The sequence below is a fragment of the Roseateles oligotrophus genome, assembly GCF_014204525.1.
Lineage (GTDB): Bacteria > Pseudomonadota > Gammaproteobacteria > Burkholderiales > Burkholderiaceae_C > Paucibacter_A > Paucibacter_A oligotrophus_A.
In genome coordinates this window covers 232,941-257,714 of the sequence record NZ_JACHLP010000005.1, presented here as the reverse complement: position 1 = coordinate 257,714, position 24,774 = coordinate 232,941, and the positions used below count along the sequence as shown (strand labels likewise).

At 66.9% G+C, this 24,774-nt stretch carries 21 protein-coding genes; 11 read left to right on the top strand and 10 right to left on the bottom strand.

Annotation, left to right across the window (positions count from 1 at the left end):
• Positions 1 to 154: 154 nt before the first annotated feature.
• The 3 genes from HNP55_RS13620 to HNP55_RS13610 all read right to left on the bottom strand — a co-directional run bounded on the left by HNP55_RS13620 (position 155) and on the right by HNP55_RS13610 (position 5,211).
• A complete protein-coding gene (locus HNP55_RS13620) occupies positions 155 to 2,785 on the bottom strand; it encodes a NosR/NirI family protein (RefSeq protein WP_184300222.1) in 2,631 nt (876 codons plus the stop codon).
• A gap of 102 nt (positions 2,786 to 2,887) precedes the next feature.
• The gene (nosZ, locus tag HNP55_RS13615; protein WP_184300219.1) at positions 2,888 to 4,822 is read right to left on the bottom strand and encodes a TAT-dependent nitrous-oxide reductase; all 1,935 of its coding nucleotides are present in this window, start codon (positions 4,820 to 4,822) and stop codon (positions 2,888 to 2,890) included.
• Between the two features lie 11 nt (positions 4,823 to 4,833).
• Entirely contained in the window at positions 4,834 to 5,211 is a 378-nt protein-coding gene (locus tag HNP55_RS13610) for a hypothetical protein (RefSeq protein WP_184300216.1), read from the bottom strand.
• A 186-nt stretch (positions 5,212 to 5,397) separates the two neighbouring features.
• Here HNP55_RS13610 and HNP55_RS13605 point away from each other — a divergent pair, with 186 nt between their 5' ends.
• The 11 genes from HNP55_RS13605 to HNP55_RS13555 all read left to right on the top strand — a co-directional run bounded on the left by HNP55_RS13605 (position 5,398) and on the right by HNP55_RS13555 (position 16,114).
• Positions 5,398 to 5,826, top strand: coding sequence for a c-type cytochrome (locus HNP55_RS13605; RefSeq protein ID WP_409993744.1), 429 nt, complete (start codon positions 5,398 to 5,400; stop codon positions 5,824 to 5,826).
• Positions 5,827 to 5,836: 10 nt separating this feature from the next.
• On the top strand, positions 5,837 to 6,880 hold the full coding sequence (locus tag HNP55_RS13600) for an FAD:protein FMN transferase (protein ID WP_348648704.1): 1,044 nt from the start codon (positions 5,837 to 5,839) through the stop codon (positions 6,878 to 6,880).
• Between the two features lie 265 nt (positions 6,881 to 7,145).
• Positions 7,146 to 9,350, top strand: coding sequence for a TonB-dependent hemoglobin/transferrin/lactoferrin family receptor (locus HNP55_RS13595; protein WP_184300213.1), 2,205 nt, complete (start codon positions 7,146 to 7,148; stop codon positions 9,348 to 9,350).
• A gap of 23 nt (positions 9,351 to 9,373) precedes the next feature.
• Positions 9,374 to 10,459, top strand: a complete 1,086-nt coding sequence (locus HNP55_RS13590; RefSeq protein ID WP_184300210.1) for a hemin-degrading factor — start codon at positions 9,374 to 9,376, stop codon at positions 10,457 to 10,459.
• Entirely contained in the window at positions 10,450 to 11,322 is an 873-nt protein-coding gene (locus tag HNP55_RS13585; protein WP_184300207.1) for a hemin ABC transporter substrate-binding protein, read from the top strand. The genes HNP55_RS13590 and HNP55_RS13585 overlap by 10 nt, the downstream gene beginning before the upstream one ends.
• Before the next feature lie 12 nt (positions 11,323 to 11,334).
• Positions 11,335 to 12,402 (top strand): FecCD family ABC transporter permease, encoded by a 1,068-nt coding sequence (locus HNP55_RS13580; protein ID WP_184300204.1) that lies wholly within the window; start codon positions 11,335 to 11,337, stop codon positions 12,400 to 12,402.
• Positions 12,403 to 12,404: 2 nt separating this feature from the next.
• A complete protein-coding gene (locus HNP55_RS13575) occupies positions 12,405 to 13,187 on the top strand; it encodes an ATP-binding cassette domain-containing protein (protein WP_184300201.1) in 783 nt (260 codons plus the stop codon).
• Positions 13,184 to 13,906, top strand: a complete 723-nt coding sequence (locus HNP55_RS13570) for an energy transducer TonB (RefSeq protein WP_184300197.1) — start codon at positions 13,184 to 13,186, stop codon at positions 13,904 to 13,906. Before HNP55_RS13575 ends, HNP55_RS13570 begins: the two co-directional genes overlap by 4 nt.
• 41 nt (positions 13,907 to 13,947) lie before the next feature.
• On the top strand, positions 13,948 to 14,385 hold the full coding sequence (gene fur / locus HNP55_RS13565; protein WP_184300729.1) for a ferric iron uptake transcriptional regulator: 438 nt from the start codon (positions 13,948 to 13,950) through the stop codon (positions 14,383 to 14,385).
• Between the two features lie 13 nt (positions 14,386 to 14,398).
• Positions 14,399 to 15,301, top strand: a complete 903-nt coding sequence (locus HNP55_RS13560; protein ID WP_184300194.1) for a ChaN family lipoprotein — start codon at positions 14,399 to 14,401, stop codon at positions 15,299 to 15,301.
• Positions 15,302 to 15,424: 123 nt separating this feature from the next.
• Positions 15,425 to 16,114 (top strand): substrate-binding periplasmic protein, encoded by a 690-nt coding sequence (locus HNP55_RS13555; RefSeq protein ID WP_246448399.1) that lies wholly within the window; start codon positions 15,425 to 15,427, stop codon positions 16,112 to 16,114.
• A 63-nt stretch (positions 16,115 to 16,177) separates the two neighbouring features.
• Here HNP55_RS13555 and HNP55_RS13550 read toward each other — a convergent pair whose 3' ends face one another.
• From HNP55_RS13550 to truB, 7 genes are all read right to left on the bottom strand, one after another.
• Complete coding sequence (locus HNP55_RS13550; protein ID WP_221439579.1) at positions 16,178 to 16,693, bottom strand: hypothetical protein; 516 nt, start codon at positions 16,691 to 16,693, stop codon at positions 16,178 to 16,180.
• 103 nt (positions 16,694 to 16,796) lie between these two features.
• On the bottom strand, positions 16,797 to 18,086 hold the full coding sequence (locus HNP55_RS13545) for an MFS transporter (RefSeq protein WP_184300187.1): 1,290 nt from the start codon (positions 18,084 to 18,086) through the stop codon (positions 16,797 to 16,799).
• Positions 18,087 to 18,094: 8 nt separating this feature from the next.
• A complete protein-coding gene (locus tag HNP55_RS13540) occupies positions 18,095 to 19,753 on the bottom strand; it encodes a formate--tetrahydrofolate ligase (RefSeq protein WP_184300184.1) in 1,659 nt (552 codons plus the stop codon).
• A gap of 78 nt (positions 19,754 to 19,831) precedes the next feature.
• Positions 19,832 to 20,956 carry an enoyl-CoA hydratase/isomerase family protein gene (locus HNP55_RS13535; protein ID WP_184300181.1) on the bottom strand — a complete coding sequence of 375 codons (1,125 nt, stop codon included), beginning with the start codon at positions 20,954 to 20,956 and terminating at the stop codon, positions 19,832 to 19,834.
• Positions 20,953 to 21,852 (bottom strand): DMT family transporter, encoded by a 900-nt coding sequence (locus tag HNP55_RS13530; RefSeq protein WP_184300177.1) that lies wholly within the window; start codon positions 21,850 to 21,852, stop codon positions 20,953 to 20,955. The genes HNP55_RS13535 and HNP55_RS13530 overlap by 4 nt, the downstream gene beginning before the upstream one ends.
• A 109-nt stretch (positions 21,853 to 21,961) precedes the next feature.
• Positions 21,962 to 23,785, bottom strand: coding sequence for a translational GTPase TypA (gene typA / locus HNP55_RS13525; protein ID WP_184300175.1), 1,824 nt, complete (start codon positions 23,783 to 23,785; stop codon positions 21,962 to 21,964).
• Entirely contained in the window at positions 23,782 to 24,753 is a 972-nt protein-coding gene (truB, locus tag HNP55_RS13520) for a tRNA pseudouridine(55) synthase TruB (RefSeq protein WP_184300172.1), read from the bottom strand. Before truB ends, typA begins: the two co-directional genes overlap by 4 nt.
• Between the last annotated feature and the right edge of the window lie 21 nt (positions 24,754 to 24,774).

The following is a 24,774-nucleotide window of genomic DNA, read 5'->3' as shown; positions in this document are numbered from 1 at the left end:
GAAAGACGACCACAGAGACACGGAGACACAGAGAAAAACACAGAGGAATACCAGGAACTCAATGGAATGACCTCTGTGTCTCTGTGTCTCTGTGGTTGAATTTGAATTCCATGTTTCTCCGCGAACGCCGGACGCCGCCAGGGGGCTGGGATACTCACAGCAGCAGGCCCAATGACTTCAAGCTCAGGAACAGCGCCGCGCCTATCAGCAGGTTTTTGAAGCCGACATAGCTGAGCATGTCCATCACGCTGGCGCGGCGGTAGCGGGCCTGCCACCAGGGGCCGTCCTTGACGTAGCGCTTGCCGGCCAGGCGGATCAAGACCTCGTAGACGCTCCAGCCGAACCACCAGGCAATGATGGCGCTTTGCGACAAGCGGCCGCTGCCGGCCAGCACCCAGGCCAGGCTGGCGGCGATGGCCAGGGAGAAGCCGGCGATCTGCAGCGCCTTCTGGCTCTTCCAATTGCTGTGGTTCCAGGGCCAGAGGTGGTCGACCAGCTCCCGCCACAGCCAGCCCAGGCCTTGGGCGCCGGCCTTGTGGGCGGGGGCGACCGGATCGCTCGGCATGCGAGGGTCGGGGCCGTTAGCGACCTTGGCGCTCATCGGGGGCTCGGTGCTGGGTTCGATGGGAATGAAGTAGCCGTCGCCTCCGATAGGCGTGACAAGCAAGCCATCGCGCTCGCGCCGCTTGCGCTCCTTGGCCAGGGGCGGACAGCCCTTCACATCGGTGTAGAGAATCATGCAGTCCAGGCAGTGCAGGCATTCGCGGTGGTCGATGCGGCCGGCCGCGTCGATGGCCAGCGAGCCGCAGCCGACCGCACAGGCCTTGCAACTATTGCAGTCCTGCTTGCGCTTGAGGCCGAACCAGCGGAAGGTGCTGGGCATGGCCAGGGCCGCGCCCAGCGGGCAGATGTATTTGCAATAAGGCCTCTCGATGAAGAGCGACAGGCCCAGCAGCGTGGCCACAAAAAGGCCGTAAGGCCAGGCCCGGTTCGTGATCCCGACCAGGAAGGTGGTCTTGAAGGGCTCCACCTCGGCCAGCTTCTCGGCCAGGCCCATGGAAAACATCGAGATCGCCAGCAGGCCGAAGAAGATCGCGTACTTGAGCCACTTCAGGCGATGGTGCCAGGCCAGCGGCAGATGGCCCTGGAAGCGCTTCAGGCCGATCTTCTCGCCGAGCTTGTAAATCGCCTCGGACAGCGAGCCAAACGGGCACATCCAGCCGCAGAACAGGCCGCGTCCGAACAGGAAGACGGTGGCGATGATGAAGATCCAGAACACGAAGATGAAGGGGTCGGACAGGAAGAGCGACCAGGTCCACTGGAACAGCAGGGCATGGAACCAGGTCAGCACCTGGGTGATGGAGGGCTGGGCCATGGCGCCGAAGCCGACAAAGCCAATGCTCAGCGCCCAGGCCGTGTACTTGAAGGCATTGACCGGCCATTTGTTCTTGTGGGTCGAAAGACGCGTCAGCTTCTCGCGCAAGGCGTAGACCACGGTGACGCCAACAAGCAGGGCGACGAAGAGCGCGATCTCGACGGCGCGCGTCTTCCACACCCGCAGCCAGGGCGCGTCGGCCTCCGGCACCACCGGGCGCCCGCCTTCCAGCAACTCATCGGCCAGCCAGTATTTGCGGTCGAAGTTGGCGAAGCTGCGCGTGCCGGTGGCGCGGTCCACCCGGTTGCCCAGAAAGGCCAATTGCCAGGGGTAGGCGGCCGAGAAGGACGGCGAGCGGATGATGAAGATGGCCGACTCATTGAACTCCGGCGCGCCGGGCGCCGCCAGGCCGTAGAGGTTCAGATAGTCCAGATCGCGGAAGGTGAAGGAGTCGGCCCCCTGCTTGACCTGCACCCGGTCGTAAATGCCGCCGCGCACAAAGCCCGAGCCCTTGAAGGATTCGCTGCCGGCCGTGCGGATGACGAAGAAGGCATGCTCGCCCTCCTTCATGCGCGAACGCAGATTGGCCCAGTTGCCCTCCCCCATCAGGCTGGCGCCGAGCGCGGGGTGGTTCAAGTCGCCAAACCAGAGCTCGATAAAAGGCTCGGGGCCACGCTCCAGCCCGACCTGTTCGGGCTGCACCCGCAGGCGCTGCACGGCACCCAGCTTGACCATCTGCGCCCAGTCGAAGCGCCGCTCGGTCTGGGCATAACGAGCCGGCTCGCGCAGCGTCGGCGCCAGGATGCCGACCTGCTTGGCCACCGCCTGGCCCGAGGCCATCAAGACCTGGTTCTGCGCGATCACGGTGACGGTGGCGCCGGAGATGGCGTCGACGCCCAGCACGTTCTCCTCCGGCCGCGTCTGGCCGACCTCGATCTTGTCGGCCACCGACTTGCCAATGTATTGGGCATTGAAGTTCAGCAAGGCCGATTCCGGGATGCCCAGCAGCAGGATGGGCTCCGAATGCTTGAGCACCTTGATGCCGACGAAATGGCCCTTCAGGTCCATGCCTATCAGGGTCACGACCGGCTTGCCGGAATAGGCCGGCGTGTCGGTGATGTCGGTGGACAGCATCACATAACCGAGCACTTGATCGGCCGCGCCCAGCGCCTTCACATAGGGCGGCGAGCCCAGCCGCTCGGAGAAGCGCTCGGCGCCGGGAAAAACCTCCTTGCAGGGCAGCAAGGCGCACATATCCTTGGCCGTGGCCAACTCGGCCGGCAAGGCGGCCTCGTAAGCGCCGCTGGCGGCCCATGCGCTGTGCATGCCAAGGCTCAGCAGCAGAAAAAATGCGGCCAGCTGGAGAAACCTCTCCAGCTTGGCCGCCAATCGTTGGCAATGCAATTTCATCTACTCTTCCTGTCGGCCGGACGAGCGCCGCATGGCGCCCGTCCGCAAGGTGGCAGCGGGGCTCGAGTCCGCAGGCCACCGGAGGCTTTTTGAGCCTGGAACTTAAGCTTCCACAATCATCCGCGTGCGCATTTCCAGATGCAGCGCATGGCAGAAGTGGGTGCAATAGCACCAGTAAACGCCCGGCTTGTCGGCAATAAAGGTCACCGAGGCGGTTTCCAGCGGATTGACGATGAAGTTGACGTTGTACTTGGGGATGGCAAAGCCGTGCGTCAGGTCTTCGATCTTGTCCAGATTGGTCAGGATCAGGGTGACCTCGTCGCCCTTCTTCACCTTGAACTCGCGCAGGCTGAAGGACGGGGCCTGCGAGGTCAGGCGCACGGTCACCTTCTTGCCATTGCGTACCACGCCGGAGTCCTTGGGGTCCTTGGTGGCGAGCGGGAACTCGTCGAGGTTGTAGACCTGCTTGGGCTTGAGCAGATCGCGCTTGAAGATGATGAAGTCATGCGGCTCGCCGCGCACCGGGTGGTCGGCCAGCAAGACCATCTTGTCGCCCGAGATGTCGATGAACTGCTCGTTCTCCGGGTGCAGCGGGCCCACCGGCAGGAAGCGGTCCTTGGAGAACTTGCAACCCACGGCCAGGTATTTGCCGTCGGCGGCGCGCGTCTCCGACTGGCTGGCGTTCAGGTGGCCCGGCTGGTACTGCACATCGATGCGGTCGACCACGTATTTGGCGCTCTTGTCGCCGGCATGGAACTTGATGGCGGCCTCGACGTTCCACTTCACCACCTGACTGTCCAGGAACAAGGTGGTGTAGGCATTGCCACGGCCGTCGAAGGCGGTGTGCAAGGGGCCCAGGCCCAGCTCGACCTCGGCGACGATGGCCTTGTCGGGCGAATCCAGCTTGCCGTCGAAGTAATCCAGCACCTTGGCGAGTTCGATCACGGTGCCGGTGGGCGAGAGCTTGCCGGCGCAGATGAAGTACTTGGCATCCGGGCTGGCGTTGACGCCGTGCGGGTTCTTGGGCACCGAGACATAGGCGGTCAGCGCGGTCTTGGGGTCTTTGTTGGCGGCGTGCGTGCCGTCCACCACCGGCACCTTGGAGTCGCCATAGGTCTTGAACTTGCCGGCCTTGACGGCCTCCTCGATGCGGGCGATGTTGAAGAACAGGCAAGCATCGCGCTCGGCGGACATCATGTCCTCGTAGTGCGCGCCCATCTCGGTGTTGTACTGGTTGGTGGCGGCCAGCTTGCCGTCATACGAGGTGGCGGTAAGGTCGCAGTTACCGTCGATCAGCACCTGCCAGCGCACCTCCATGCTCTCGGCGTCCACGCAGGTGAACAGCGAGTGGTATTTCGTGCTGTCTTCGGTGCCCACGGTATTGGGCAGGGGCACGGCGAACTCGCCGCCGCAGAACACCCGCGTCGTGTAATTGATCTTGGGGTCCACCGGGTCGGCCTTGTCCGGGAAGATGCCGTGGAAGCCCTGCACATTGGGCAGCTCGGTGATCTTGTCGCAGACGAAGTAGTCGAGGCGGATGCGGGCGATGCGGCTGTTGATCTTGTCGTTGATCCAGGCGTAGCGGCCGTCGTAATTGCCGTCCTTGTAGGAGGCATGGGTGTGGTGGGTGTCGGCGACGGTGTACTTGAGGCTGCCGTCGGCCTTGGTGCCCATCACCTTCTTCGATTCATTGGTGATGCCCCAGCCGACCAGGGCGTCGGGCACAAAGCAGGGGATGCGGGTGATTTCGCGGCCGGAAGGCAGGCCCAGCACGCGCATATCGCCGGTATGGCCGCCGCTCCACAGGCCGTAATAGGTGTCCAGCTCGCCCGGCTTCAGATGGCTGGCATTGGCGGCAGCAGCGCCATGGGCGGGAGCGGCGCCGGAGGCCGCCGGGGCCGCGGCACTGCTGGCGGACTTGTCGGTACAGGCAATCGCCCCAAGGCTCAGACCGGCCAGGGCGGCGCTGTTCATGAAGCGGCGACGTGCCAACACGCCTCCGCCATTGCTTTCATTCTTCTTGTCTTGCTCACTCATGATGTTCCTCTTCAGGCTGGGATGGACGTAGGTGGACCGCGCGCCGGAGGCGGCACGGTGGTGAACTGGGCTGGGTTGGCATCGCTGCCGCGCAGAGGCAGGCGAGCGGCTATCGGGGGAGCTTGGGGCGAGGCCGCCGCGCAGCTTGGCGGCGCTCCGCTCAGCAGGCAGTCGGGGCACTCCAGGGTGCCGGAGGCATGCCGCGCCGCGCCGGATGACCCATCGGCACTGCCCTCGGCCTGCAGGCTTGCGGGCTTGCCGCTGGCGGAGCAAACCCAATCGAATTGGCCCGCATGCATCAGGGGCGCCGCGCTGGCAATGCCCAGGGCCGCCAGCAGCCATGCCAGCACCCAGGCTCGCAGGCAGCGACTGAATGGGTAGTTAGGCATGGGGAGCAGAAGGAGCGGAGGCTGTGGAGAAGTTGCCGGATTCTTTCCACTCGCCGCGCCCCCCGCCTTGAACCAAATCAAGGAAATCAAATAAGCCCGCGAAGATCGCAAATATGCAGATTTGCCTCTATCAGAGCCGCTATCCGCTTCCTAGAATCGCGCCGAAAACAACTGCTGGAAAGCGATATGAAAACCATGCGACTCGCCTACAAATCACTGGCACTCAGCCTCAGCGTCGGCGCCCTGCTGGCCTTGTCGGCCTGCGGAAAAAAAGACGGCGAAGCCCCCGCCAACAGCACGGCGCCCGCCGCCAGCACGACGGTGGCCGCCGCACCCGCGCCCGCCCCCGCCGCGCCCGAGAACGCGCTTGGCAAATCGGTGTATGGCAAGACCTGCGCCCTGTGCCATGGCGCTGGCGTGGCCGGCGCCCCCAAGCCGGGCGACAAGGCCGACTGGGGTCCGCGCATCGCGCAAGGCAATGAGACCTTGTACAAGCACGCGATCGAAGGCTTCACCGGCGCCAAGGGCATGATGCCCGCGCGAGGTGGCGGCAGCACTTTGAAGGACGACGAGGTCAAGGCCGCCGTCGACCATATGGTGTCACTCTCCAAGTAAAAGCAAGACCGTGAGCACAAAGCCATCCCATGCCGCAGGCCTGACCCGACGCCGCCTGGCCTCGCTCGTTCCATTGCTGGGCTTGTGCGCCCTGGGGAGCAGCCGGGCCGGCCCCGGGATGGCGGCTCACCGGCGCGACTCGCGCCTGCTGCTGGGCACCCGCGTCGATATGCTGGTCGAGGGCCCGGATGCCGGGCAATTGGTCCACGCGGTCGAACTGGCTTTTGCGGAGATGGGCCGCCTCAGCGCGATGATGAGCCGCTACGAGCCGGCCAGCGCGCTCAGCGCCATCAACCGCGCAGCCGGCCAGCACGCGGTGGCGGTCCCGCCCGAGCTGATGACGGTGCTGCAAACCGGCAAGGCCCTGCACAGGCAGACGGGCGGCCTGTTCGATATGACGGTCGGCGGCCTCAAGAGCTGGCATTTCGAAGCGGGCTCGCAAGCCCGGGTCCCGCTGCCGGAGCAGCTGGCTCATGAGTTGAGCCAGGTGGGGAGCCAGGGCCTGAGGCTCGACCCAGCCGCGGGCAGCGCGCAACTCTTGAAGCAAGGCGCGGCGCTCGATCTGGGTGGCGTGGCCAAACTCCCCATCTTGGCGGCCGGCCTGCGCCGCCTGCAGGACGAGGGCGTCCGCCATGCGCTGATCAACGGCGGCGGCGACGTGCTGTACTGCGGCAGCTGGCAGGGCCGGCCCTGGCGCATCGGTTTGCGCGACCCTCGGCGGGCCGATCGCCTGCTGGCCGTGCTGCCCCTCAGCGGCCAGGGCGTGCTGGCGGCCAGCGGCGACTACGAGCGTTTCTTCCTGCAGAACGGCGAGCGCCATCACCACATCCTGGACCCCCGAACCGGCCGCTCCAGTCAGGGGCCGATCAGCGTTCATCTGCTGGCCCGCGATGTCGAAACCGTCAACGGCCTGGGCTCGGCCATCATGCTTGCCGGCCTGCCCCTGGCCCAGCAACTGGCCTCGACCCATGCCGGCCTGGATCTGCTGGTGCTCAGGCCCGACCAGAGCCGCTGGGCCTCGCCCGGCATGAAGGCCTTGTTGCAGAAGGTTTGAGCGGGCGGCCGGCCGGGCCGCCGCGCGCCCCGGCCCCAAGGGCAAGTGATCGCCATCAAGACCTGCCCAAGCCATGCACCGGCGCAAGCGCAGCGCCATCGCTTGCTATTGCGAATGAATCTCATTTAAAATTCTTCGCAAGTGCTGGCCCTCCAGCACGGCCTTATTCCCGTCGACCTGTTTGCCAGGTCCTCCACCCAGACCCCAAGCACCAGCCAGCTTGCTCTTGCCAGCCCGTGCCAGTTCCTCTCAGGACTCTCACCTCATGCTGCGCAAGACCCCTGTCGCACTGGCGCTTTCCGCGCTCGGCCTTTGCCTCTCCATGCCCAGCGCCCAGGCGCAGGCCCCGCAAGCGGCGCTCGGCCCCGCCGCCTCCGCCGAGCCCGCGACCCGCCTGGCCGAGATCACGGTCAGCAGCACCCGCACCGAGCGCAGCACCGAGGCCGTGCCCAATACCGTCACGGTCTACGGCAAGAAAAAGCTGGCCCAGCGCGATGCCCGCGACCTGAAAGACCTGCTGGAGGGTGAGGTGGACATCGCCGTCCGGGCGGTGGCGCCCCGCTTCACGGCGGCCGGCGCCTCGACCGGCCGCGGCGGCAACGAAGGCGTCAATATCCGCGGCCTGGAAGGCAATCAGGTGCTGATGATGGTGGACGGCATCCGCCTGCCCCAGAGCTTCAGCTTCGGCGCCTTCGCCAGCGGCCGGCTCGACTATCTGGATGTGGACACCCTGGCCAGCGCCGAGGTCTTGCGCGGGCCGGCCTCCGCCCAGTTTGGCAGTGAGGGCCTGGCCGGCGCGCTGAGCCTGCGCACCCTCTCGCCCGAGGACTTGCTGGTCGATGGCAAGACCAGGGCCGGTTTCCTGAAATCCAGCCTGCTGTCGGCCGACAACTCGAAAAGACTGGCCGCCGCCCTGGCCGGCCGCAGCGGCGACTGGGAGGGTTTGCTGCTGCTGAGCGCCCGCAGCGGGCACGAGACCAAGAGCCAGGGCGAGAACACCTCAAGCAACGCCAGCCGCACCGCCGCCAACCCCAGCGACACCCGCAGCCAGACCTTGCTGGCCAAGGTCGGCCTCAGGCTCAATGCCGAGCACCGCCTGCAGCTGGCCCTGGAAGGCCGGCAGCGCCGGGTCGATACCGAAGTGCTGTCGGCCCGCGCCGTGACGGTGTCCGACAAGACGCCTAACGCCGTCATCGATCTGGACGCCGAAGACAAGCTGCAACGCCAGCGCCTGTCGCTGGAGCATCGCTACGAAGACTTGAACGCCCCCTGGTTGCAGTCGCTGCGCACGCAAATCTATCTGCAGAACAGCGACACCCGCCAGTACGCGGCCGAAGACCGTCACATCTCGCCGGACCGCACACGCGAGGGCCGCTACAAAGAGGCCTTGATCGGCCTGAGCAGCCAGGCGCAGACCCAGCTGGACGGCCAGCGCCTGAGCTATGGCCTGGAGCTGAGCCGCAACCGCATCTCCGGCCTGCGCGACGGCAGCGTGCCGCCGGCCGGCGAGACCTTCCCCAGCAAGCCCTTCCCCGACACCGACTACAGCCAGATCGGCGCCTTTGTGCAAAGCGAGATCGAGGGCGGCAGCTTCAGCCTGATCCCCGGCCTGCGCTACGAGCGTTACCAGCTCAAGCCCAGGGCCGAGGGCTATAGCGGCCGTACCGTCGAGCTGAGCGACCAGGCCTTCACCCCGCGCCTGGGCCTGGTCTGGCGCGCCAGCGAGTTCTTGCAACCCTATGCCCAATGGGCGCTGGGCTTCCGCGCGCCCACGCCCGACCAAGTCAATAACGGCTTCGCCAACCCGGCCCAGGGCTATACCAGCATTGGCAATCCCGAGCTGAAGCCCGAGCATGCCAACAGCATCGAGATCGGCCTGCGCGGCAAGCCGGGCCAGCACTGGCGCTGGCAGCTGAGCGCCTACGACAACCGCTACAAGGACTTCATCAAGCAAGAGCTGGTCGGCGGCACGGGTGCACCCAAGGACCCGCTGGTGTTCCAGTCCATCAATCTGAACCAGGCCCGCATCCGCGGCCTGGAAGCTCGGCTGATGTGGCAGGCCCTGCCCGGCCTGGACCTCAGCGCGGCGCTGGCCCATGCCCGCGGCCACAGCTTGCTGAACGGCAAACAGACCCCGCTGGACACGGTGCAACCCACCCGCGCCAGCCTCAGCGCCCGTTACGAAACGGGGCCCTGGAACCTGCAGATGAGCTGGCTGCACAGCGAGGCCAAGAAGGCCAGCGCCGCAGAAGACCCCAGCAAATTCCTGCCACCGCGCTACGACGTGATCGACCTCGGCGCCGGCTACCGCATCAACCCGGTCTGGCAGATCGCCGCCTTCGTCACCAATCTGAGCGACCAGAAGTACTGGCGCTGGTCCGATATGCGCGGCATCGCCGACAACGCCCTGGTGGACGCCTACACCGCCCCCGGCCGCGCCCTGCAGCTGTCGCTGCGCGCCGATTTCTGAGCCCGCCTGAAAGGACAAGCCTTATGCAAGCCCGTCACAGCCCAACACGCCAGGCCTTCGCCACCGCCCGCCAGCAGGGCCGCCGCCACCGCGACATCGCCCAGGCCCTGGCCTTGAGCGAAGGCGAGCTGATCGCCGCCCATCTGGGGCCGGTCGCCGAGCAGGAATCGCCCTTGCAGGCCCAGCGCCTGCGGGCCGAATGGCCCGAGATCATCACCGCCCTGGAGAGCCTGGGCGATGTGATGGCGCTGACCCGCAACGAGTCCTGCGTGCACGAGAAGATTGGCACTTACCGCGCCAGCAGCCACCAGCGCGGCATCGGCCTGGTGCTGGGCGGGGCCATCGACCTGCGCCTGTTCTATGCCGCCTGGGCGCACGGTTATGCGGTGTGCGAACGCCTGGCCGACGGCGCGCTGCAGCGCAGCCTGCAGTTCTTCGATGCCGCCGGCGTCGCCATCCACAAGGTGTTTCTGCGGCCACAAAGCCAGCTCGCCGCCTACGAGCAATTGCTGGTGCAGTTCCGCGCCGAGGACCAGACGCCGGGCCTCATCCTGGCCGAAGGCCCGGCCGAGCCGCAGGAACAAGCCGATGCGCTGATCGACGTGGCCGGCCTGCGCAGCGCCTGGGCTTCGCTGCGCGACACCCATGAATTCTTCGGCCTGCTCAAGCGCTTCGGCGTCAGCCGCAGCCAGGCCCTGCGCCTGGCCGCCCCCGGCTATGCCCAGGCCCTGCCCGCCGGCAGCGCCCATGAATTGATCAGCCGGGCGGCCCAGGACGGGGTCTCCATCATGGTCTTCGTCGGCAACCCCGGCATGATCCAGATCCACAGCGGGCCGGTGCAGAAGGTGGTCGTGATGGGGCCCTGGCTCAACATCATGGATGCCGCCTTCAATCTGCATCTGCGCGAAGACCAGATCGCCAGCGCCTGGCTGGTACGCAAGCCCACGGTGGACGGTCTGGTCAGCTCGCTGGAGCTGTTCGACGCCCAGGGCCGCACCATCGCCATGCTGTTCGGCGAACGCAAGCCCGGCCAGGCCGAGCGCTGCGACTGGCGCTCGCTGCTGGACAGCCTGGCCGAGACCCCTCGGGAGGTGGCCACATGCGCCTGAGCCTGCTTTCACGCCGCCAATTATTGCTGGCCGGCGGCGCCGCTGCCCTGCCCGGCCTGGCCACGGCGCAGGCCACGCCCCCCCGCCTCATCAGCATCGGCGGTGCCCTGACCGAGCTGGTCTACGAGCTGGGTCTGCAGCAATTGCTGGTCGGCGTGGACAGCACCTCGCTCTTTCCCGCCGCCGCCACCCGCCTGCCCCAGGTCGGCTATGCCCGCAGCCTGGCCGCCGAGGGTCTGCTCTCGCTCAAGCCCAGCCTGATCGTCGCCACCGAGGACGCCGGCCCGCCGGCCGTGCTGCGCCAGCTGGAGGCCGCGCGCGTGCCCCTGCATGTGCTGCGCGCCGAGCACCGCTTCGAGGGCTTGATCGAGCGCTGCCGCCAATTGGGCCAGCTGCTGCAACGCCAGGCCGCGGCCCAGGCCTTGGCGGAGCGCTTGACGGCGCAGTGGCAGCAAAGCCAGACGCAGATCCAGGCGTTACGCCAGCAGCGCAAGCCGCCGCGGGTGATGTTTGTGCTCTCGCACGGCATGAACCAGGTGCGCATCGCCGGCCAGGACACGGCGGCCGACGCCATGCTGGGCTACGCCGGCGCCGTCAACGCCGTCCAGGGCTTTACCGGGTACAAGCTGCTGACGCCCGAGGCGGCGATTGCCGCCGCCCCGGATGTGCTGCTGTTCACCGACCAGGGCGTGGCGGCGGCCGGCGGCATCCAGGCGCTGCTCAAGCTGCCCGGCCTGGCACAGACCCCGGCCGGCCGCGCCCAGCGCGTCCTGTCCTTCGAGGCCCTGGAGCTGCTGGGCTTCGGCCCGCGCCTGCCGCAGGCCGTGCTGCGCCTGGCCCAGGCCTTGTACCCGGTCGGCTGAGGAGTTAGCGCGATGAGCAGCCTCTACCCCCCTTTGGGCCTGCACCCCAGCCGGGCGGCCAGGCGCTGGCGGCCCTCGGCCTGGCTGCTGCTGGCCTTGCTGGCCACGCTGCTGCTCACCAGCCAGCTGGGCGCCGTGCAGATCGCCGCCGCCGACTGGCTGGCCGGCCCCTGGAGCGGCGAGGCCGGCAGCGCCGGCGCCCATGTGCTGTGGCAGCTGCGCCTGCCGCGTCTGCTGCTGGCGGCCGCGGCCGGCGCGGCCCTGGGCCTGGCCGGGGCGCTCAGCCAGGCCTTGTTCCGCAACCCCATGGCCGACCCGGCCCTGCTGGGCGTCACCAGCGGCGCCGCCGCCGCCGTGGCGCTGAGCCTGACCGTGTTCGCCGGCCTGCAGCTCGCCCTGCCGGCCGAATGGCGGCTGTGGTTGCTGCCCATGGTCGGCTTTGCCGGTGCGCTCTCGGTCTGCTTCGGGCTGGAGCGGCTGGCGCGCTGGCTGGCGCCGGGCTCCATCGCCGCCCTGCTGCTCAGCGGCCTGGCCATCCAGGCCCTGGCCTTTGCCGTGGTGGGCCTGTGCAGCCATCTGGCCAGCGACGAGCAGCTGCGCTCGCTCAGCTTCTGGACCCTGGGCTCAGTGGCCGGCGCCAACTGGACCATGTTCGTCATCACGGCCCTTGCCCTGCTTGGCATCGCTGGCCTGGCCCGGCGCCTGGCCCCCCAGCTCAATGCGCTGGCACTGGGCGAGTCGGCGGCCGGCCATGTCGGGGTCAATGTGCAGCGGCTGCGCGGGATTGCGATTGCCTGTGTCGCCCTGCTCAGCGCGCTCTGCGTCGCCTGGTGCGGCAGCATAGGCTTTATCGGCCTGATGGCGCCGCATCTGGCGCGGCAATGGGTGGGTGCGGACCAGCGGCAGCTGATGCCCTGCGCCATGCTGGTCGGCGCCCTGCTGCTGCTGCTGGCCGACACGCTGGCGCGCACCCTGGCCGTGCCGGCCGAGATCCCGGTGGGCATCTTCACCGCCCTGATCGGCGCGCCCTGGTTCCTGCTATTGCTGCGTGGCTCCGTTCGGCGCATGGGGAGCGCCTGAGCATGCTTCTTCATCTGCAGCAAGCCACGCTTCGCCTCGGCGCCCGCTCCCTCGGGCCCTTCAGCCTGCGGCTGGCCGCCGGCGAGCGCATGGCCATCCTGGGGCCCAGTGGCGCCGGCAAGTCCAGCCTGCTCAAGCTGATGGCGCGCGAGCTGCCGCCCAGCTCGGGCAGCCTGCGGCTGGACGGTGTCGAACTCAAGGCCTGGACGGCGGCCGATCTGGCGCGGCGGCGTGCCGTCCTGCCTCAGCAGCATGCGGTGGCCTTCGGCCTGCCGGTCGAACTGGTCGTGGCGCTCGGGCGGGTGGCCCGGCCCGCCGACAAGGAGCAAGCCAGGATTGTGCAGAGCGCCTTGCTGCAGGCACAGGCGGGCCATCTCCTCGGGCGCCGCTTCGACACCCTCTCCGGCGGCGAGCAGGCTCGGGTTCAGCTGGCACGGGTGTTCGCCCAGCTCTGGGACGAAGGCGGGGGCCTGCTGCTGGTGGACGAGCCGCTGGCGGCCATGGACCCTGGCCTGAGCCTGGACCTGATGCAGGCCATCGCCAATTTCGCCCAGGAACGCGGGCATGCGCTGGTGGCGGTCCTGCACGACCTGAACCTGGCCATGAACCATTTCGAGCGCCTCTGCATGGTCAAGGACGGCGGCCTGCTGGCCGATTGCGATGCCATCCCCGCCGTCCTGCCCTTGCTGGAGCAGCTCTACGGCATGCGCTTGCGCCTGCTGCAGGACGCTGAAGGGCTGGCGGTGCTGGCCAGCCGGCCCCGGGCCATGGCGCAAGCCCGATGAAGCGGCAGCACTCGGCCGCCCTGTTCGGCAGCGCCCTGCTTCATCTCGCCGCCCTCGGCATGCTGCTGAATTGGACGGGCAGTCCGCACACGCCAAGCGCGCTTGCCAAGGGCCGCCTGATCAGCTTGAGCATCCTGCCGGCGCCACCGGCGGCCGTGGCGCCCAAGCACGCAAAAGCCCTGCCCCTGCAAGCCCCGCCCCTGCAAGCCGCGGCCCGCCCAACAGCCCCGCCCCAGCCTCCGGGCTTGCCAAGCGAACAAGCCAGAGCGCAGGCCAAGGAGGCGGCCAGACCGGCTGAGCCTCTTGAGGCCGAGGCATCTGCCCAGGCCAGCCGCCCCGCGCCTCCCGCCGCAAGCCAGGGCCGCGAGCCCGCGCCCCCAAGAGCCAGCGCGGCCCCCAGCCCGAGTTCGACTTTGATCCAGGCCTCGCTGCCACCGGAACACCAGCCCTGCCTGGCGCAAATCACCGAACGCTTCTACCCCAGCTTGCTGCGCGAGCGAGGCTTGCAGGCCTTGGTGACCCTGCTGGTGCAGGTCGACGAACAAGGCCGTGCCGCGGAAATCAAGCTCAAGCAAGGCAGCGGCCTGCGGCTCTTCGACGAGGCCGCCCACAAGGTGGCCAGGGCTTGCCGCTTCACGCCCGCCCGGCTGGGCGAGCAAGCCGTCAGCAGCTGGGTGGAATACCCCGTACGCTTCGCCTTGCAGGCCAGCCCACCATGAACCCAAACCACCGACTCCTGCACCGACCCAGCGCCAAGCCCATGTCCAAGACCATTCCCGACAACATCCAGGAACTCAAGACCAATGGTCTGAAAGCGACCATTCCCCGCATCAAGGTGCTGCAGCTCTTCCAGCAGTCCGAGCAGCGCCATCTGTCCGCCGAAGACCTGTTCAAACTGCTGTTGAGCAATGGGTCCGAGATCGGCCTGGCCACGGTCTATCGCGTGCTGCTGCAGCTGGAACAAGCGGGGCTGCTTGAGCGGCATCATTTCGAAGGCGGCAGGTCGGTCTTCGAGCTCAATGAAGGCCAGCACCACGACCATCTGGTCTGCATCAAATGCGGCCGCGTCGAGGAGTTCTACGACGAGGACATCGAGCGCCGCCAGAAAACCGTCGCCGAAGGCCGGGGCTTCCAGCTGCAAGCACATGAACTCGCGCTCTACGGCATTTGCGCCAAGCCCGAGTGCCAGGCCCGCTGACGCCCACACATCCATGCAAAAACAAAACGCTTTTCGCGGGGCCCTGGCCGCCCTGCTCTGCCTTGGCCTGCAGGCCTGCGCGACGCCTGAGCCCGCAGCGCAAGCGTCGGGCCCGGCGGCAGACATTGTCGAGGTCGCCAGCGGGCGGCGCATCAGCCGGGATGAGCTGCTGCAGCGGATGCGGCGCAGCGACTTCGTGCTGCTTGGCGAGCAGCACGACAACCCCGATCACCACCGGGCACGGGGCGCCCTGCTGCGCGAGCTGGGCCAGCCGGCCCGGGTCGTCGCGGAGCATCTGCCCAGCCCGGCCGAGCTGCGGCTCAAACCCGGCGACGAGCTGCTGAGCGAACTCAGCCAGGCCGGCTTTGCCGCCAAACAATGGCAATGGCCTATGCACCAGCCTCTTTTCACCGGCCTGGCACAGGCGGACCAGGTTTTGCTGGGCGGCAATATCCCGCTGGAACTGGCGCGCCGGCTGGCGCGCGAAGGCCGGCCTGCGATGCCGGCCGAGCTGCTGGCCCTGAGCGATCCGGCCCCGCTCGGCAGCTCCTCGCAAGCCAGGCTGGAGGCGGACTTGATCCAGGGCCACTGCGGCCAGCTGCCGGGCTCGAGGCTGGCCGGCATGGTTTGGGCGCAGCGAGGACGCGACGCCGCCATGGCCTTGCGCATGCTGCAAGCCGCCGAGCAAGGCGCCAAGCCGGCCGTCTTGCTGGCCGGCAACGGGCATGTGCGGCTGGACTACGGCGTCCCCCAGCTCTTGGCTGAACAGCAGCGGCAAAGCAGGCTGCTCAGCATCGGCTTCGTCGAGCCGGGCGCCCCCACGGCCGGGGCGCCCTATCACTATCTGTGGATCAGCCCCGCGCCTCGTCGCGAGGACCCCTGCGCAGGTTTTACGATGCCCGCCAAGCCCAAGTAATCAGCCATGCAAGCGGTATCTGCGAGCGCGCCATGGACATCGAGCAAGCGCATGAAAAAGGCATATGCTGCTGAGCAGGCTTGGGAGCGAATACCGATGCTGAATCGCAGACAAACGGCATTCTTGGGCGCATACAGCCTGCTGGGCTTGTTGCCGCAGTCGGCCCGGGCGCAGCCCCTCATGCGCATCTCCACCTTGCTCGAAGGCGATCCCGCGACCTTGATCGCGGAGCGCGTGATGCGCGAAGCCTATCTGCGGCTGGGCATAGCGCTTGAAGTGCAGGCCATGCCGGGCGAGCGCTCCCTGATCAGCGCCAACTCGGGCGAGACGGACGGCGAGCTTTACCGCAAGATGGGTATCGACAAGAGCTACCCGCAGCTGATCAGGGTGCCGGTCCCGCTGCAAACCTATGAGATCGTCGTTTTCACCAAGCTCGAACCCTTCAAGGTGGAGGGCTGGGAGAGCCTCAGGCCTTACAAAATTGGCTTTGTGAAAGGCATCAAGATCATCGAGGAAAAGACGCTCGGCATGCAGGCCGAATCCGTCGCGACCATGCACCAGGCCTTCACCAAGCTGGACCGCGGCCGCAGCGAGCTGGTGCTGGCCAATCGCGTCACCGGCCTGGCCTCCTTGCGCGCGCACCAGTTCCAGGGCGTCAAAGTCCTGCTGCCGCCGCTGGCCTCCTTCTTTGTCTACCACTACCTCAACAAAAAGCACGCGGCCTTGGTACCCAAGCTCAGCGAGGTCCTCAAGCACATGGAGCAGGAGCGGACCTTGCAACGCATCAAGGAAGACGTGCTGGCGGGTTTCTAGCCAGGCAGGCCTGGGAGCGCGTGCGGCAGAAAAGACGTCGGCTGCCGCTGGGTCCGCTGCGGTTCAGGAACAGCTCTTGCCCAGATGCACGCCACGCAAAAATGCCCGGCGCGACTGGCCGGCCACCAGGGCCGCCGCCACCTCACCCGAATGCCGCTCGGCACCGGTCAGCTTGCGCACCCAGCCCCGGAAGGGCAGCAGGTTTTCGCTGGCGCTGCGCAAGGCGCCGAAAGCCGCGTCGCCGGCGGCCACGCCGCCCTTGGCCAGCAGGTCCAGCTGCTCCTTGCGCTTGGGCGAATCGATGTCCGGGCCCAGGGCCTGCTCCAGCGCGGCCAACTCGGTGTTCAAGGCAGCGCAAGCGCCATCACCGGGCAATTGATAAGGCGCTTCGTGGGCGTGCTGCAGGATCTCGGGGATCTTGGTCCTGACCAGATTCAAGTCTTGCAGGGGCGCGGTGACGGCGTCAGCCACACGCTCCTCGGTGCCCGGTTTGGCCCCGCCGGCTTCCGGCGTGGCGCAGCCTGCGATCAGCAGGAGCGAGCAGGTGGACAAGAGCAAGACTGAAGGGGAAAGACGCATGGTTCCGGATCTCCTTGGAAGCAAAAGTGCGGGTTGGGGGCCGCCACGGGCTCCTTGCCGGAGCGCGCCGCGCGGCTTCAGTTTGCCAGAGAAGCAGGGGCGCTCAGCGCTGGATGGCGTCGGTAAAAAGATGCGGATGCTTGTGCCCGTACCAGCCGCGCACCTGTTCATGATCTTGCGCAAACATTTCGCGCAGGCCCGGCACCCAGAAGAAGCCCAGGCTGCTGAGTGCCGCCGCCAGGCCTATGCCCATATACACCTGGCTAACCGTGTACTTGCTCAGAGCCAGGCCGGTCAAGGCCGGCCCCAAGCTGGCGGCCAGTTGCAAGCTCATCATGCTGACCGCATTGAGCCGGGAGCGAAACTCTGGGGGAATGGCCAGCATGCGGTGCGACTGGCCGACCAGCACGCCGCAGGAATTGGCCACGCCCACCAGGGCGAGCGCCGCAACCAGCAGCAGGCCCTGCTCCGTCCAGCCCGCCAGCAGCAGGCCCAGGCCTTGCACGACCGTGGCCGCAATACGGATGGTGTAGCGCCCGATATGCCGGCTCACCCAAGCCGCCACGCCCAAGGCCCCGAGCAACATGCCCAGGGCCAGGCCGGCTTCGGCCGCGCCCAGCCAGGCGCCGGACAAGCCCATGGCCTTGATCTTCAGCGGTACCAGCAGGGTGATGCCGGGCAGCAGACAACAGGTGGAGAGCAGGCTCACCAGGGTCCAGGCTCTTTCGGTCGGGATCTGCCAGGCAGCGCGCAGACCCTGGCTCAAATCACCCAGCCAACTCTTGCGCGAAGCGCGGTGCTGCTCCGCAGAAATAGCCGGGATGGCCGAGACCGCCCAGATGGCGCCGGCGATCAGGCCGCACTGCAGCCACAGAGCCCAAGCCGTCCCCAGGCTCAGGGCCGCGCCGGCCAGGGCCGGGCCCAGGATGCGACCCAGGCTCTGGGCGCTGCGCTGCAGGCTCAGGGCCTGGGGCAAGTCGGGCGCAGGCACCAGCTCGGCGGCGATGCTCATCGAGGCCGGCGCCATCAAGGCCCCGCCCAGCGCGCCCAGCACGCTCACCAGCAAGATCCAGTGCAGCTGATACAGCCCGCTGCTCGCCAGCAAGGCCAGGCACAAAGCCAGACCGAGCTGCAGCCCCAAACCCAGGCGGATCAGCCGCGGCTTGGGCAGGCGATCACCCAGGGGCGAGAGCAAGGGCGTGAAGCACAGGGCCGAGATCGCCGCCACCACGCCGTACAAGGCCAGGTGGGCGGCACCGCCATGGCCGACGATCCACCAGGGCAGGGCCACATGGCCCACCATCATGGCCAGGATGGTCATGGCCTCGCTGAGGAGCAGCCCTCGAAAGGGCAGGCCCAGGCTGCGAGTTTTGGCGTCCAGGCTTTTGAGCATGAGGGGGGTTAGAACAGGCCGGTGATGCGGCCTTGCGCATCGACCGCGATGCGCTCCGCGGCCGGCTGCTTGGGCAGGCCGGGCATGGTCATGATCTCACCGCAGATGGCCACCACAAACTCGGCGCCGGCCGCCAGGCGCAGCTCGCGCACCTTGAGCACATGGCCGCTGGCGGCACCACGCAGGCTGGCATCGCTGCTGAAGGAGTAAGGTGTCTTGGCGATGCAGACCGGCAGATGGCCCCAGCCGGCGGCCTGCCAGTCTTGCAACTGGGCCTGGGCCTTGGGCTCGAATTGCACTTCGACGGCGCGGTAAATCTTGCTGGCCACGGCGCGGATCTTGTCGGCCAGGGGCGCCTCGTCCGGGTAGAGTTGGGCCGCGGGTTTGGCCGCCCTCGCCTCGCACAAGGCCACCACTTCGCGCGCCAGGGCCGCGGCACCGGCCCCGCCCTCGGCCCAATGCGTGGCCAGCACGCAGGCCACGCCCAGGGCCTCGCAGGCCTGGCGAATCATGGCAATCTCTTCCGCCGTATCGCTATCAAAACGGTTGATGGAGACCACCACCGGCAGCGCGTAATGCTGCTGGATGTTCTCCACATGGCGACGCAGATTGGCCAGGCCGTCTTGCAGGCTGTTCAAACCCTCACCGCCACCGTGGAACTTGAGCGCACGCACCGTGGCCACCAGCACGGCACAAGCGGGCTTGAGGCCGGCCTTGCGGCATTTGATGTCGATGAATTTTTCGGCCCCCAGATCGGCGCCAAAACCGGCCTCGGTGACCACATAGTCGGCCAGCTTGAGCGCCGTCTGGGTGGCGATGACCGAGTTGCAGCCATGGGCGATATTGGCAAAGGGACCGCCATGCACGAAGGCCAGATTGCCCTCCAGGGTCTGCACCAGATTGGGCGCCAGCGCGTCTTTCAACAAGGCCGTCATCGCGCCGTCGGCCTTGAGTTCGCGGGCCGTGACCGGCTGTTTGGCCGCCGTAAAGCCCACGACGATATTGCCCAGGCGGCGCTGCAGATCGGCCATATTGGTGGCCAGGCACAGGATCGCCATCACCTCGGAGGCGACGACGATGTCAAAGCCGTCCTGGCGCGGATAGCCATTGGCCGGGCCACCCAGGCCCACGGTGATCTCGCGCAGGGCACGGTCGTTCATGTCCACCACCCGGCGCCAGCTGATGCGGCGCACATCAAGACCTAATGCGTTACCGTGATGGATATGGTTGTCGATCAACGCGGCCAGCAAGTTGTTGGCCAGGGCGATGGCGTGGAAGTCGCCGGTGAAGTGCAGATTGATGTCTTCCATCGGCACGACCTGGGCGTGGCCGCCGCCGGCCGCGCCACCCTTCATGCCAAAACAGGGGCCTAGCGAAGGCTCGCGCAGGCAGATGATGGCTTGTTTGCCGATGTGGTTCAGCGCGTCGCCCAGGCCCACCGTGGTGGTGGTCTTGCCCTCGCCGGGCGGTGTGGGCGAAATCGCCGTTACCAGCACCAGATGACCGTTTTTTTCGCCCTGCAAGGCCTCGACCTGGGCCAGGCTGAGCTTGGCCTTGTAATGCCCGATGGGGCTGAGCGCATCTTCGGGCAGGCCGAGTTTTTGATGCGCGAGGGGCAGGATTTTGTGCAGGGTGGCGGCTTGGGCGATCTCGATGTCGGTAGGCATCTGGGCGGGTCCTGGTGAGAACAAAAAAAGGCGAGATCCCGGGTGGGGATTCGCCTTGATTATCTATGCCGGCAGGGGCTATTTCAGATCGCGCAAGGGATGTTGATCGGCAGACCAGGGCGACTCGAAAAAGGCCAGCACGGCCTCGCGGCTGACGTCTTCGATGCGGGCCGGCTGCCAGCGTGGCGCATGGTCCTTGTCCACCGCCAGAGCGCGTATGCCTTCGACCGTTTCGCTGCCCGCCCCCGGACGCAGATGGAAGCAGCGCTGCACCATATCGCGCTCCATGCGCAGGTCCTCGGCCAGGCTCAGGGTCTTGGCGCGTGTCAGCTGTTCAAACGTCACCGCCATCATCAGGGGTGAACGCTTGAGCAAGGTGGCATGGGTCTGCTGCGCCCAGGCCTCCTCGCTGGCGGCCAGCGAGGCCATGATGGCCGCCACATCGGGCAGGGAGAAATGCTGATCCACCCGGGCCCGCAGGGCCGGCAGATCGGCGGCGGGCGCCAGGTCAACCCGCTCCATCACGGTGGCAACCACATGCTCGGCGCTGCTCTGGGGCTTGAACTTGAAGGCCTCGACGATGGCCGGCAAGGCCGCGCTTTGCACGAACACATCACCCAGGCCAAGCTCGATGGCGTCGCCCGCAGCCAGGGCCTGGCCGGTCAGGGCCAGCCATTTGCCCAGTTGCCCGGGGCATTGGTTGAGGAAGTAGCCGCCGCCCACATCGGGGAAGAGGCCGATATTGGTTTCGGGCATGGCCAGGCGGCTGTGCTCGGTCAGCACACGTAATTTGCAACCCTGGCTGATGCCCATGCCGCCGCCCATGACGATGCCGTCCATCAGCGCGATGGAGGGCTTGGGGAATTGGTGGATCAGGTGGTTGAGCGCGTACTCTTCGGTGAAGAAGTCTTCCAGGCTGGTGTCGCCTTCCAGGGCGGCGCGGTGGAAGAAACGGATGTCGCCGCCGGCGCAAAAGGCCGCGGGCTTGCCCGGGCGGCCGGCCGCCATCAAGACCACGGCCTCGATCTCGGGCGCTTGGGCCCAGGCACGGAACAGCGTCGTCAAGTCCCGGATCATGGCCAGGGAAAGGGCGTTCAGCGCCTCGGGGCGGTTCAGGGTGATCAGGCCCAGGCAACCATTGACCTCGGCCAGGATCTGGCCCTCGGACTGCAGGACGGGAATGGAGTCAAGGGTGGCGTTCATGCCTCTCCTTTTTGAGGCCGGCTGCGCCAGGCCACGAATTCGTTGACGAACAAGGCGGACAGCACCATGGCCCCGCCCCATAAAGCAGCCGCGGATGGTACTTCAGCCGCCCAGACCCAGGCCCAGAGCACGCCGAAAACCACTTCCAGCTGGCCCAGCAAGGCGATCTCGGGCCCGGCCAGCACGCGGCTGATGCCCACCACCAGCAAGCAGGGCAAGGCCAGCTGGAACACCCCGAGGCCGGCCAGCAAGGCGAGGTCATGGCCGGAAGCCTGCATGGGCCAGGCCAGGGGCAGGACCGCCAGGCTGGAGATCAGGGCACCGATGAGGATGGCGGGCAGCATGTCCGGCGCCTCACTGGCATCGCTATGGCCCACATGCTGCAGCACCGACCAGTTCACCGCCGCCGCCAGGGGCACGGCCAGGGCCACGGCAATGCCAAGCCCGCCCGAGGCTGCCGCGCCGCCCTGCATCTCATGGCCAAACATCCAGGCAATGCCCGCACTGGCCACGGCAATGGCCAGCCAGGTGCGCAGCGGCAGGCGGTGCTGCAAGACCAGGCGCGCCAGCAAGGCCGTGATGAGGGGCCCCAGGGCCATGGTGACCAGCACATTGGCCACCGAGGTGAGGCTTAGCGCCACCATAAAGGCCGTGAACATCACTGCCCAGCACAGGCCCGACAGCCACACCAGCCGCGGCGCGCCCAGCACCGCCCGCCACCAGCCCGGCCCGCGCCTCCAGCGCAGCGCCAGGGCCAAGGCCAGCACCGTGAAGCCGCTGCGCCAGAAAGTCAGCTCAAAGCCCCTGGCGGCCTCCAGCTGCCGCGCCACCACCCCTGCTGTGCTCCACAGCAAGGTCACGAACAGCATCAACAAGACAGCACGACGGTGGGTCATGAATGTAGAGCGCCCCTGGAAGGGGCGCGGGCGTCTATCTGACTGGAGCCCCCTCACGGAGGGGGCTTGGGGGAGCTAACTTTAACGCGCAGCGTAATGCTTGCAGCGATCAGCTGCGGGCATTACGTTTGCGTTCGTTTTCGGTCAGGAAACGCTTGCGCAGGCGCACGCTCTTGGGGGTGATCTCGACCAGCTCGTCGTCGTCGATGAAGTCCACACCGTATTCCAGCGTCAGGTCGATGGGCGGGGTGATCTTGATCGCGTCTTCCTTGCCGCTGACGCGGAAGTTGGTCAGCTGCTTGGTACGGGTGGCGTTGACGACCAGATCGTTGTCGCGGCTGTGGATGCCGACGATCATGCCCTCGTACACCGGGTCATTGGGCTTGACGAACATGCGGCCGCGGTCGTCCAGCTTGCCCAGTGCGTAGGTGAAGATTTCGCCTTCGTCCATGGAGATCAGCACGCCGTTCTTGCGGCCACCGATCTCGCCCTTGTGGGCTTCGTAGCCGTCGAAGATCGAGGAGATCAGGCCCGAGCCACGGGTCAAATTCATGAACTCGTTGGAGAAGCCGATCAGGCCACGGGCCGGGATGCGGTATTCCAGGCGCACGCGGCCATGGCCGTCCGGCTCCATATTCAGCATCTCGCCCTTGCGCAGGCCCAGGGCCTGCATGACGCCGCCTTGGTGGGTTTCTTCGACGTCGGCGGTCACCAGCTCCATCGGCTCGCTCTTCACACCGTCGATGTCCTTGAACATCACGCGGGGCTTGGAGACGGCCAGCTCATAGCCTTCGCGGCGCATGTTTTCCAGCAGGATGGTCAGGTGCAATTCACCGCGGCCGCAGACTTCAAAGATGCCGTCTTCGTCGGTTTCCTTGACGCGCAGGGCGACGTTGTGCTGCAGCTCTTTCTGCAGGCGGTCCCAGATCTGGCGGCTGGTGACGAACTTGCCTTCGCGGCCGGCCAGGGGGCTGGTGTTGACGCAGAAGTTCATGGTCAGCGTGGGCTCGTCCACCTTCAGCATGGGCAGAGGGCTGGGGTTGGCCTGGTCGGTCACGGTGACGCCGATGCCGATGTCTTCGATGCCGTTGATCAGCACGATATTGCCGGGGCCGGCTTCGGTCACTTGCACGCGATCCAGGCCCTGGAAGGTCAGCACCTGGTTGACGCGGCCGTTGACGCTCTTGCCGCCGGGGCCTTCCATCACGGCCACCTGCATGCCAGGCTTGATCGTGCCCTGGCTGATGCGGCCCACGCCGATGCGGCCGACAAAGGTGGAAAAGTCCAGCGCCGAGATCTGCAGCTGCAGCGGCGCGGCGGCGTCGCCGGATTGGGCGGGCACATGCTTGAGCACGGTGTTGAACAGGGCCGACATATCGGGGCCCCACTGCGCGCCGGGTGCGCCTTCTTCCAGCGAGGTCCAGCCATTGATGCCCGAGGCGTAGACGACGGGGAAGTCCAGCTGCTCATCGGTGGCACCGAGCTTGTCGAACAGGTCGAAAGCAGCGTTGATGACGGCATCGGGCTTGGCACCGGGCTTGTCCACCTTGTTGACCACGACGATGGGCTTCAGACCCAGGGCCAGGGCCTTCTTGGTGACGAAGCGGGTCTGGGGCATCGGGCCTTCTTGCGCGTCGATCAGCAGCACCACGCCGTCCACCATGGACAGGGCGCGCTCGACCTCACCACCGAAGTCCGCGTGTCCGGGGGTGTCGACGATATTGATGTGGGTGCCTTCCCAGGACACGGCGCAGTTCTTGGCCAGGATGGTGATGCCGCGCTCGCGTTCGATGGCGTTGTTGTCCATCACGGTGTCGACGACTTTTTCGTGGTCGGCGAAGGTGCCGCTCTGGCGCAGCAATTGGTCAACCATGGTGGTCTTGCCATGGTCAACGTGGGCGATGATGGCGATGTTGCGAATCTGCTTACTCATACGACGCTTTCAAAAAATTCTGATTTCTGCTCAGTGCTCACAAGGCTTGCGACCTCTTGAGGACTCAATAACCGGTCCGGGATCAGTTCGCCGCCCTGGATATGGGCGCCCCCGAGAAAGGCCCGCGGATGCTGGCCATAGACCCGCACATGGGGCTGGTCCGGGGCATTCAAGCGGCGACGCAGGCCGGTGAGGAAGCGGGCGGCCTCGTCCTGGCTCAGCCGGACGGCGGGCCAATCCGCCAACAAGGCGTCGGGGGGGCGCAGCAGCGCTTCGCGCTCGGCCTCGGTCAGGGCCGCCAAAGCGTCCAGGCTGATGGCGTTCTCGACCGATACCGGGCCCGAGGCCGTGCGGCGCAAGGCCGTCAGATGCGCGCCGCAGCCCAGCGCCCGGCCTAAGTCTTCGGCCAGGGTGCGCACATAAGTGCCCTTGCTGCAACGCACCGACAGGGTGAGCTTGTCATCCTGCCAGTCCATGATTTCAAGCGCGTGAATCGTCACCTGGCGCGAGGGGCGCTCGATCGCAATGCCCGCACGGGCGTATTCGTACAGCGGCCGGCCCTCAAACTTCAGCGCCGAATACATCGGCGGCACCTGGCTGATCTCACCGCGCAAGGCGGCCACGGCGGCATTCAGCTGCTCGGGGCTGAAGTTCACCGGCAGGCGCTCCAGCACCTCGCCTTCCAGATCGCCGGTCGTCGTCGTCACCCCCATTTGCAGGGTGGCGGTATAGGCTTTGTCGGCGTCCAGGCTGATCTGGCTGAACTTGGTGCCCGCGCCAAAACACAGGGGTAGCAAGCCGGTGGCCAGGGGATCGAGCGTGCCGGTATGGCCGGCTTTTTCGGCGCGCAGCAGCCACTTCGCCTTTTGCAAGGCGTCGTTGCTGGACCAGCCCAGAGGCTTGTCCAAGAGCAGCACACCGTGGATGGCACGGCGCACCGTCTTGATGCGTTGAGGACGTTCGGTCATGCGAGTCTTGTTGGGGCTAGC

What these genes read in the sequence shown, in the direction of transcription:
- HNP55_RS13610 (WP_184300216.1), bottom strand. Translation starts at nt 5,211, where the DNA reads ATGCCTAACTACCCATTCAGTCGCTGCCTGCGAGCCTGGGTGCTGGCA.
- HNP55_RS13535 (WP_184300181.1), bottom strand. Translation starts at nt 20,956, where the DNA reads ATGAACGCCACCCTTGACTCCATTCCCGTCCTGCAGTCCGAGGGCCAG.
- HNP55_RS13595 (WP_184300213.1), top strand. Translation starts at nt 7,146, where the DNA reads ATGCTGCGCAAGACCCCTGTCGCACTGGCGCTTTCCGCGCTCGGCCTT.
- HNP55_RS13605 (WP_409993744.1), top strand. Translation starts at nt 5,398, where the DNA reads ATGAAAACCATGCGACTCGCCTACAAATCACTGGCACTCAGCCTCAGC.
- typA (WP_184300175.1), bottom strand. Translation starts at nt 23,785, where the DNA reads ATGAGTAAGCAGATTCGCAACATCGCCATCATCGCCCACGTTGACCAT.
- HNP55_RS13620 (WP_184300222.1), bottom strand. Translation starts at nt 2,785, where the DNA reads ATGAAATTGCATTGCCAACGATTGGCGGCCAAGCTGGAGAGGTTTCTC.
- HNP55_RS13585 (WP_184300207.1), top strand. Translation starts at nt 10,450, where the DNA reads ATGCGCCTGAGCCTGCTTTCACGCCGCCAATTATTGCTGGCCGGCGGC.
- truB (WP_184300172.1), bottom strand. Translation starts at nt 24,753, where the DNA reads ATGACCGAACGTCCTCAACGCATCAAGACGGTGCGCCGTGCCATCCAC.
- HNP55_RS13550 (WP_221439579.1), bottom strand. Translation starts at nt 16,693, where the DNA reads ATGCGTCTTTCCCCTTCAGTCTTGCTCTTGTCCACCTGCTCGCTCCTG.
- fur (WP_184300729.1), top strand. Translation starts at nt 13,948, where the DNA reads ATGTCCAAGACCATTCCCGACAACATCCAGGAACTCAAGACCAATGGT.
- HNP55_RS13570 (WP_184300197.1), top strand. Translation starts at nt 13,184, where the DNA reads ATGAAGCGGCAGCACTCGGCCGCCCTGTTCGGCAGCGCCCTGCTTCAT.
- nosZ (WP_184300219.1), bottom strand. Translation starts at nt 4,822, where the DNA reads ATGAGTGAGCAAGACAAGAAGAATGAAAGCAATGGCGGAGGCGTGTTG.
- HNP55_RS13580 (WP_184300204.1), top strand. Translation starts at nt 11,335, where the DNA reads ATGAGCAGCCTCTACCCCCCTTTGGGCCTGCACCCCAGCCGGGCGGCC.
- HNP55_RS13540 (WP_184300184.1), bottom strand. Translation starts at nt 19,753, where the DNA reads ATGCCTACCGACATCGAGATCGCCCAAGCCGCCACCCTGCACAAAATC.
- HNP55_RS13530 (WP_184300177.1), bottom strand. Translation starts at nt 21,852, where the DNA reads ATGACCCACCGTCGTGCTGTCTTGTTGATGCTGTTCGTGACCTTGCTG.
- HNP55_RS13560 (WP_184300194.1), top strand. Translation starts at nt 14,399, where the DNA reads ATGCAAAAACAAAACGCTTTTCGCGGGGCCCTGGCCGCCCTGCTCTGC.
- HNP55_RS13575 (WP_184300201.1), top strand. Translation starts at nt 12,405, where the DNA reads ATGCTTCTTCATCTGCAGCAAGCCACGCTTCGCCTCGGCGCCCGCTCC.
- HNP55_RS13545 (WP_184300187.1), bottom strand. Translation starts at nt 18,086, where the DNA reads ATGCTCAAAAGCCTGGACGCCAAAACTCGCAGCCTGGGCCTGCCCTTT.
- HNP55_RS13590 (WP_184300210.1), top strand. Translation starts at nt 9,374, where the DNA reads ATGCAAGCCCGTCACAGCCCAACACGCCAGGCCTTCGCCACCGCCCGC.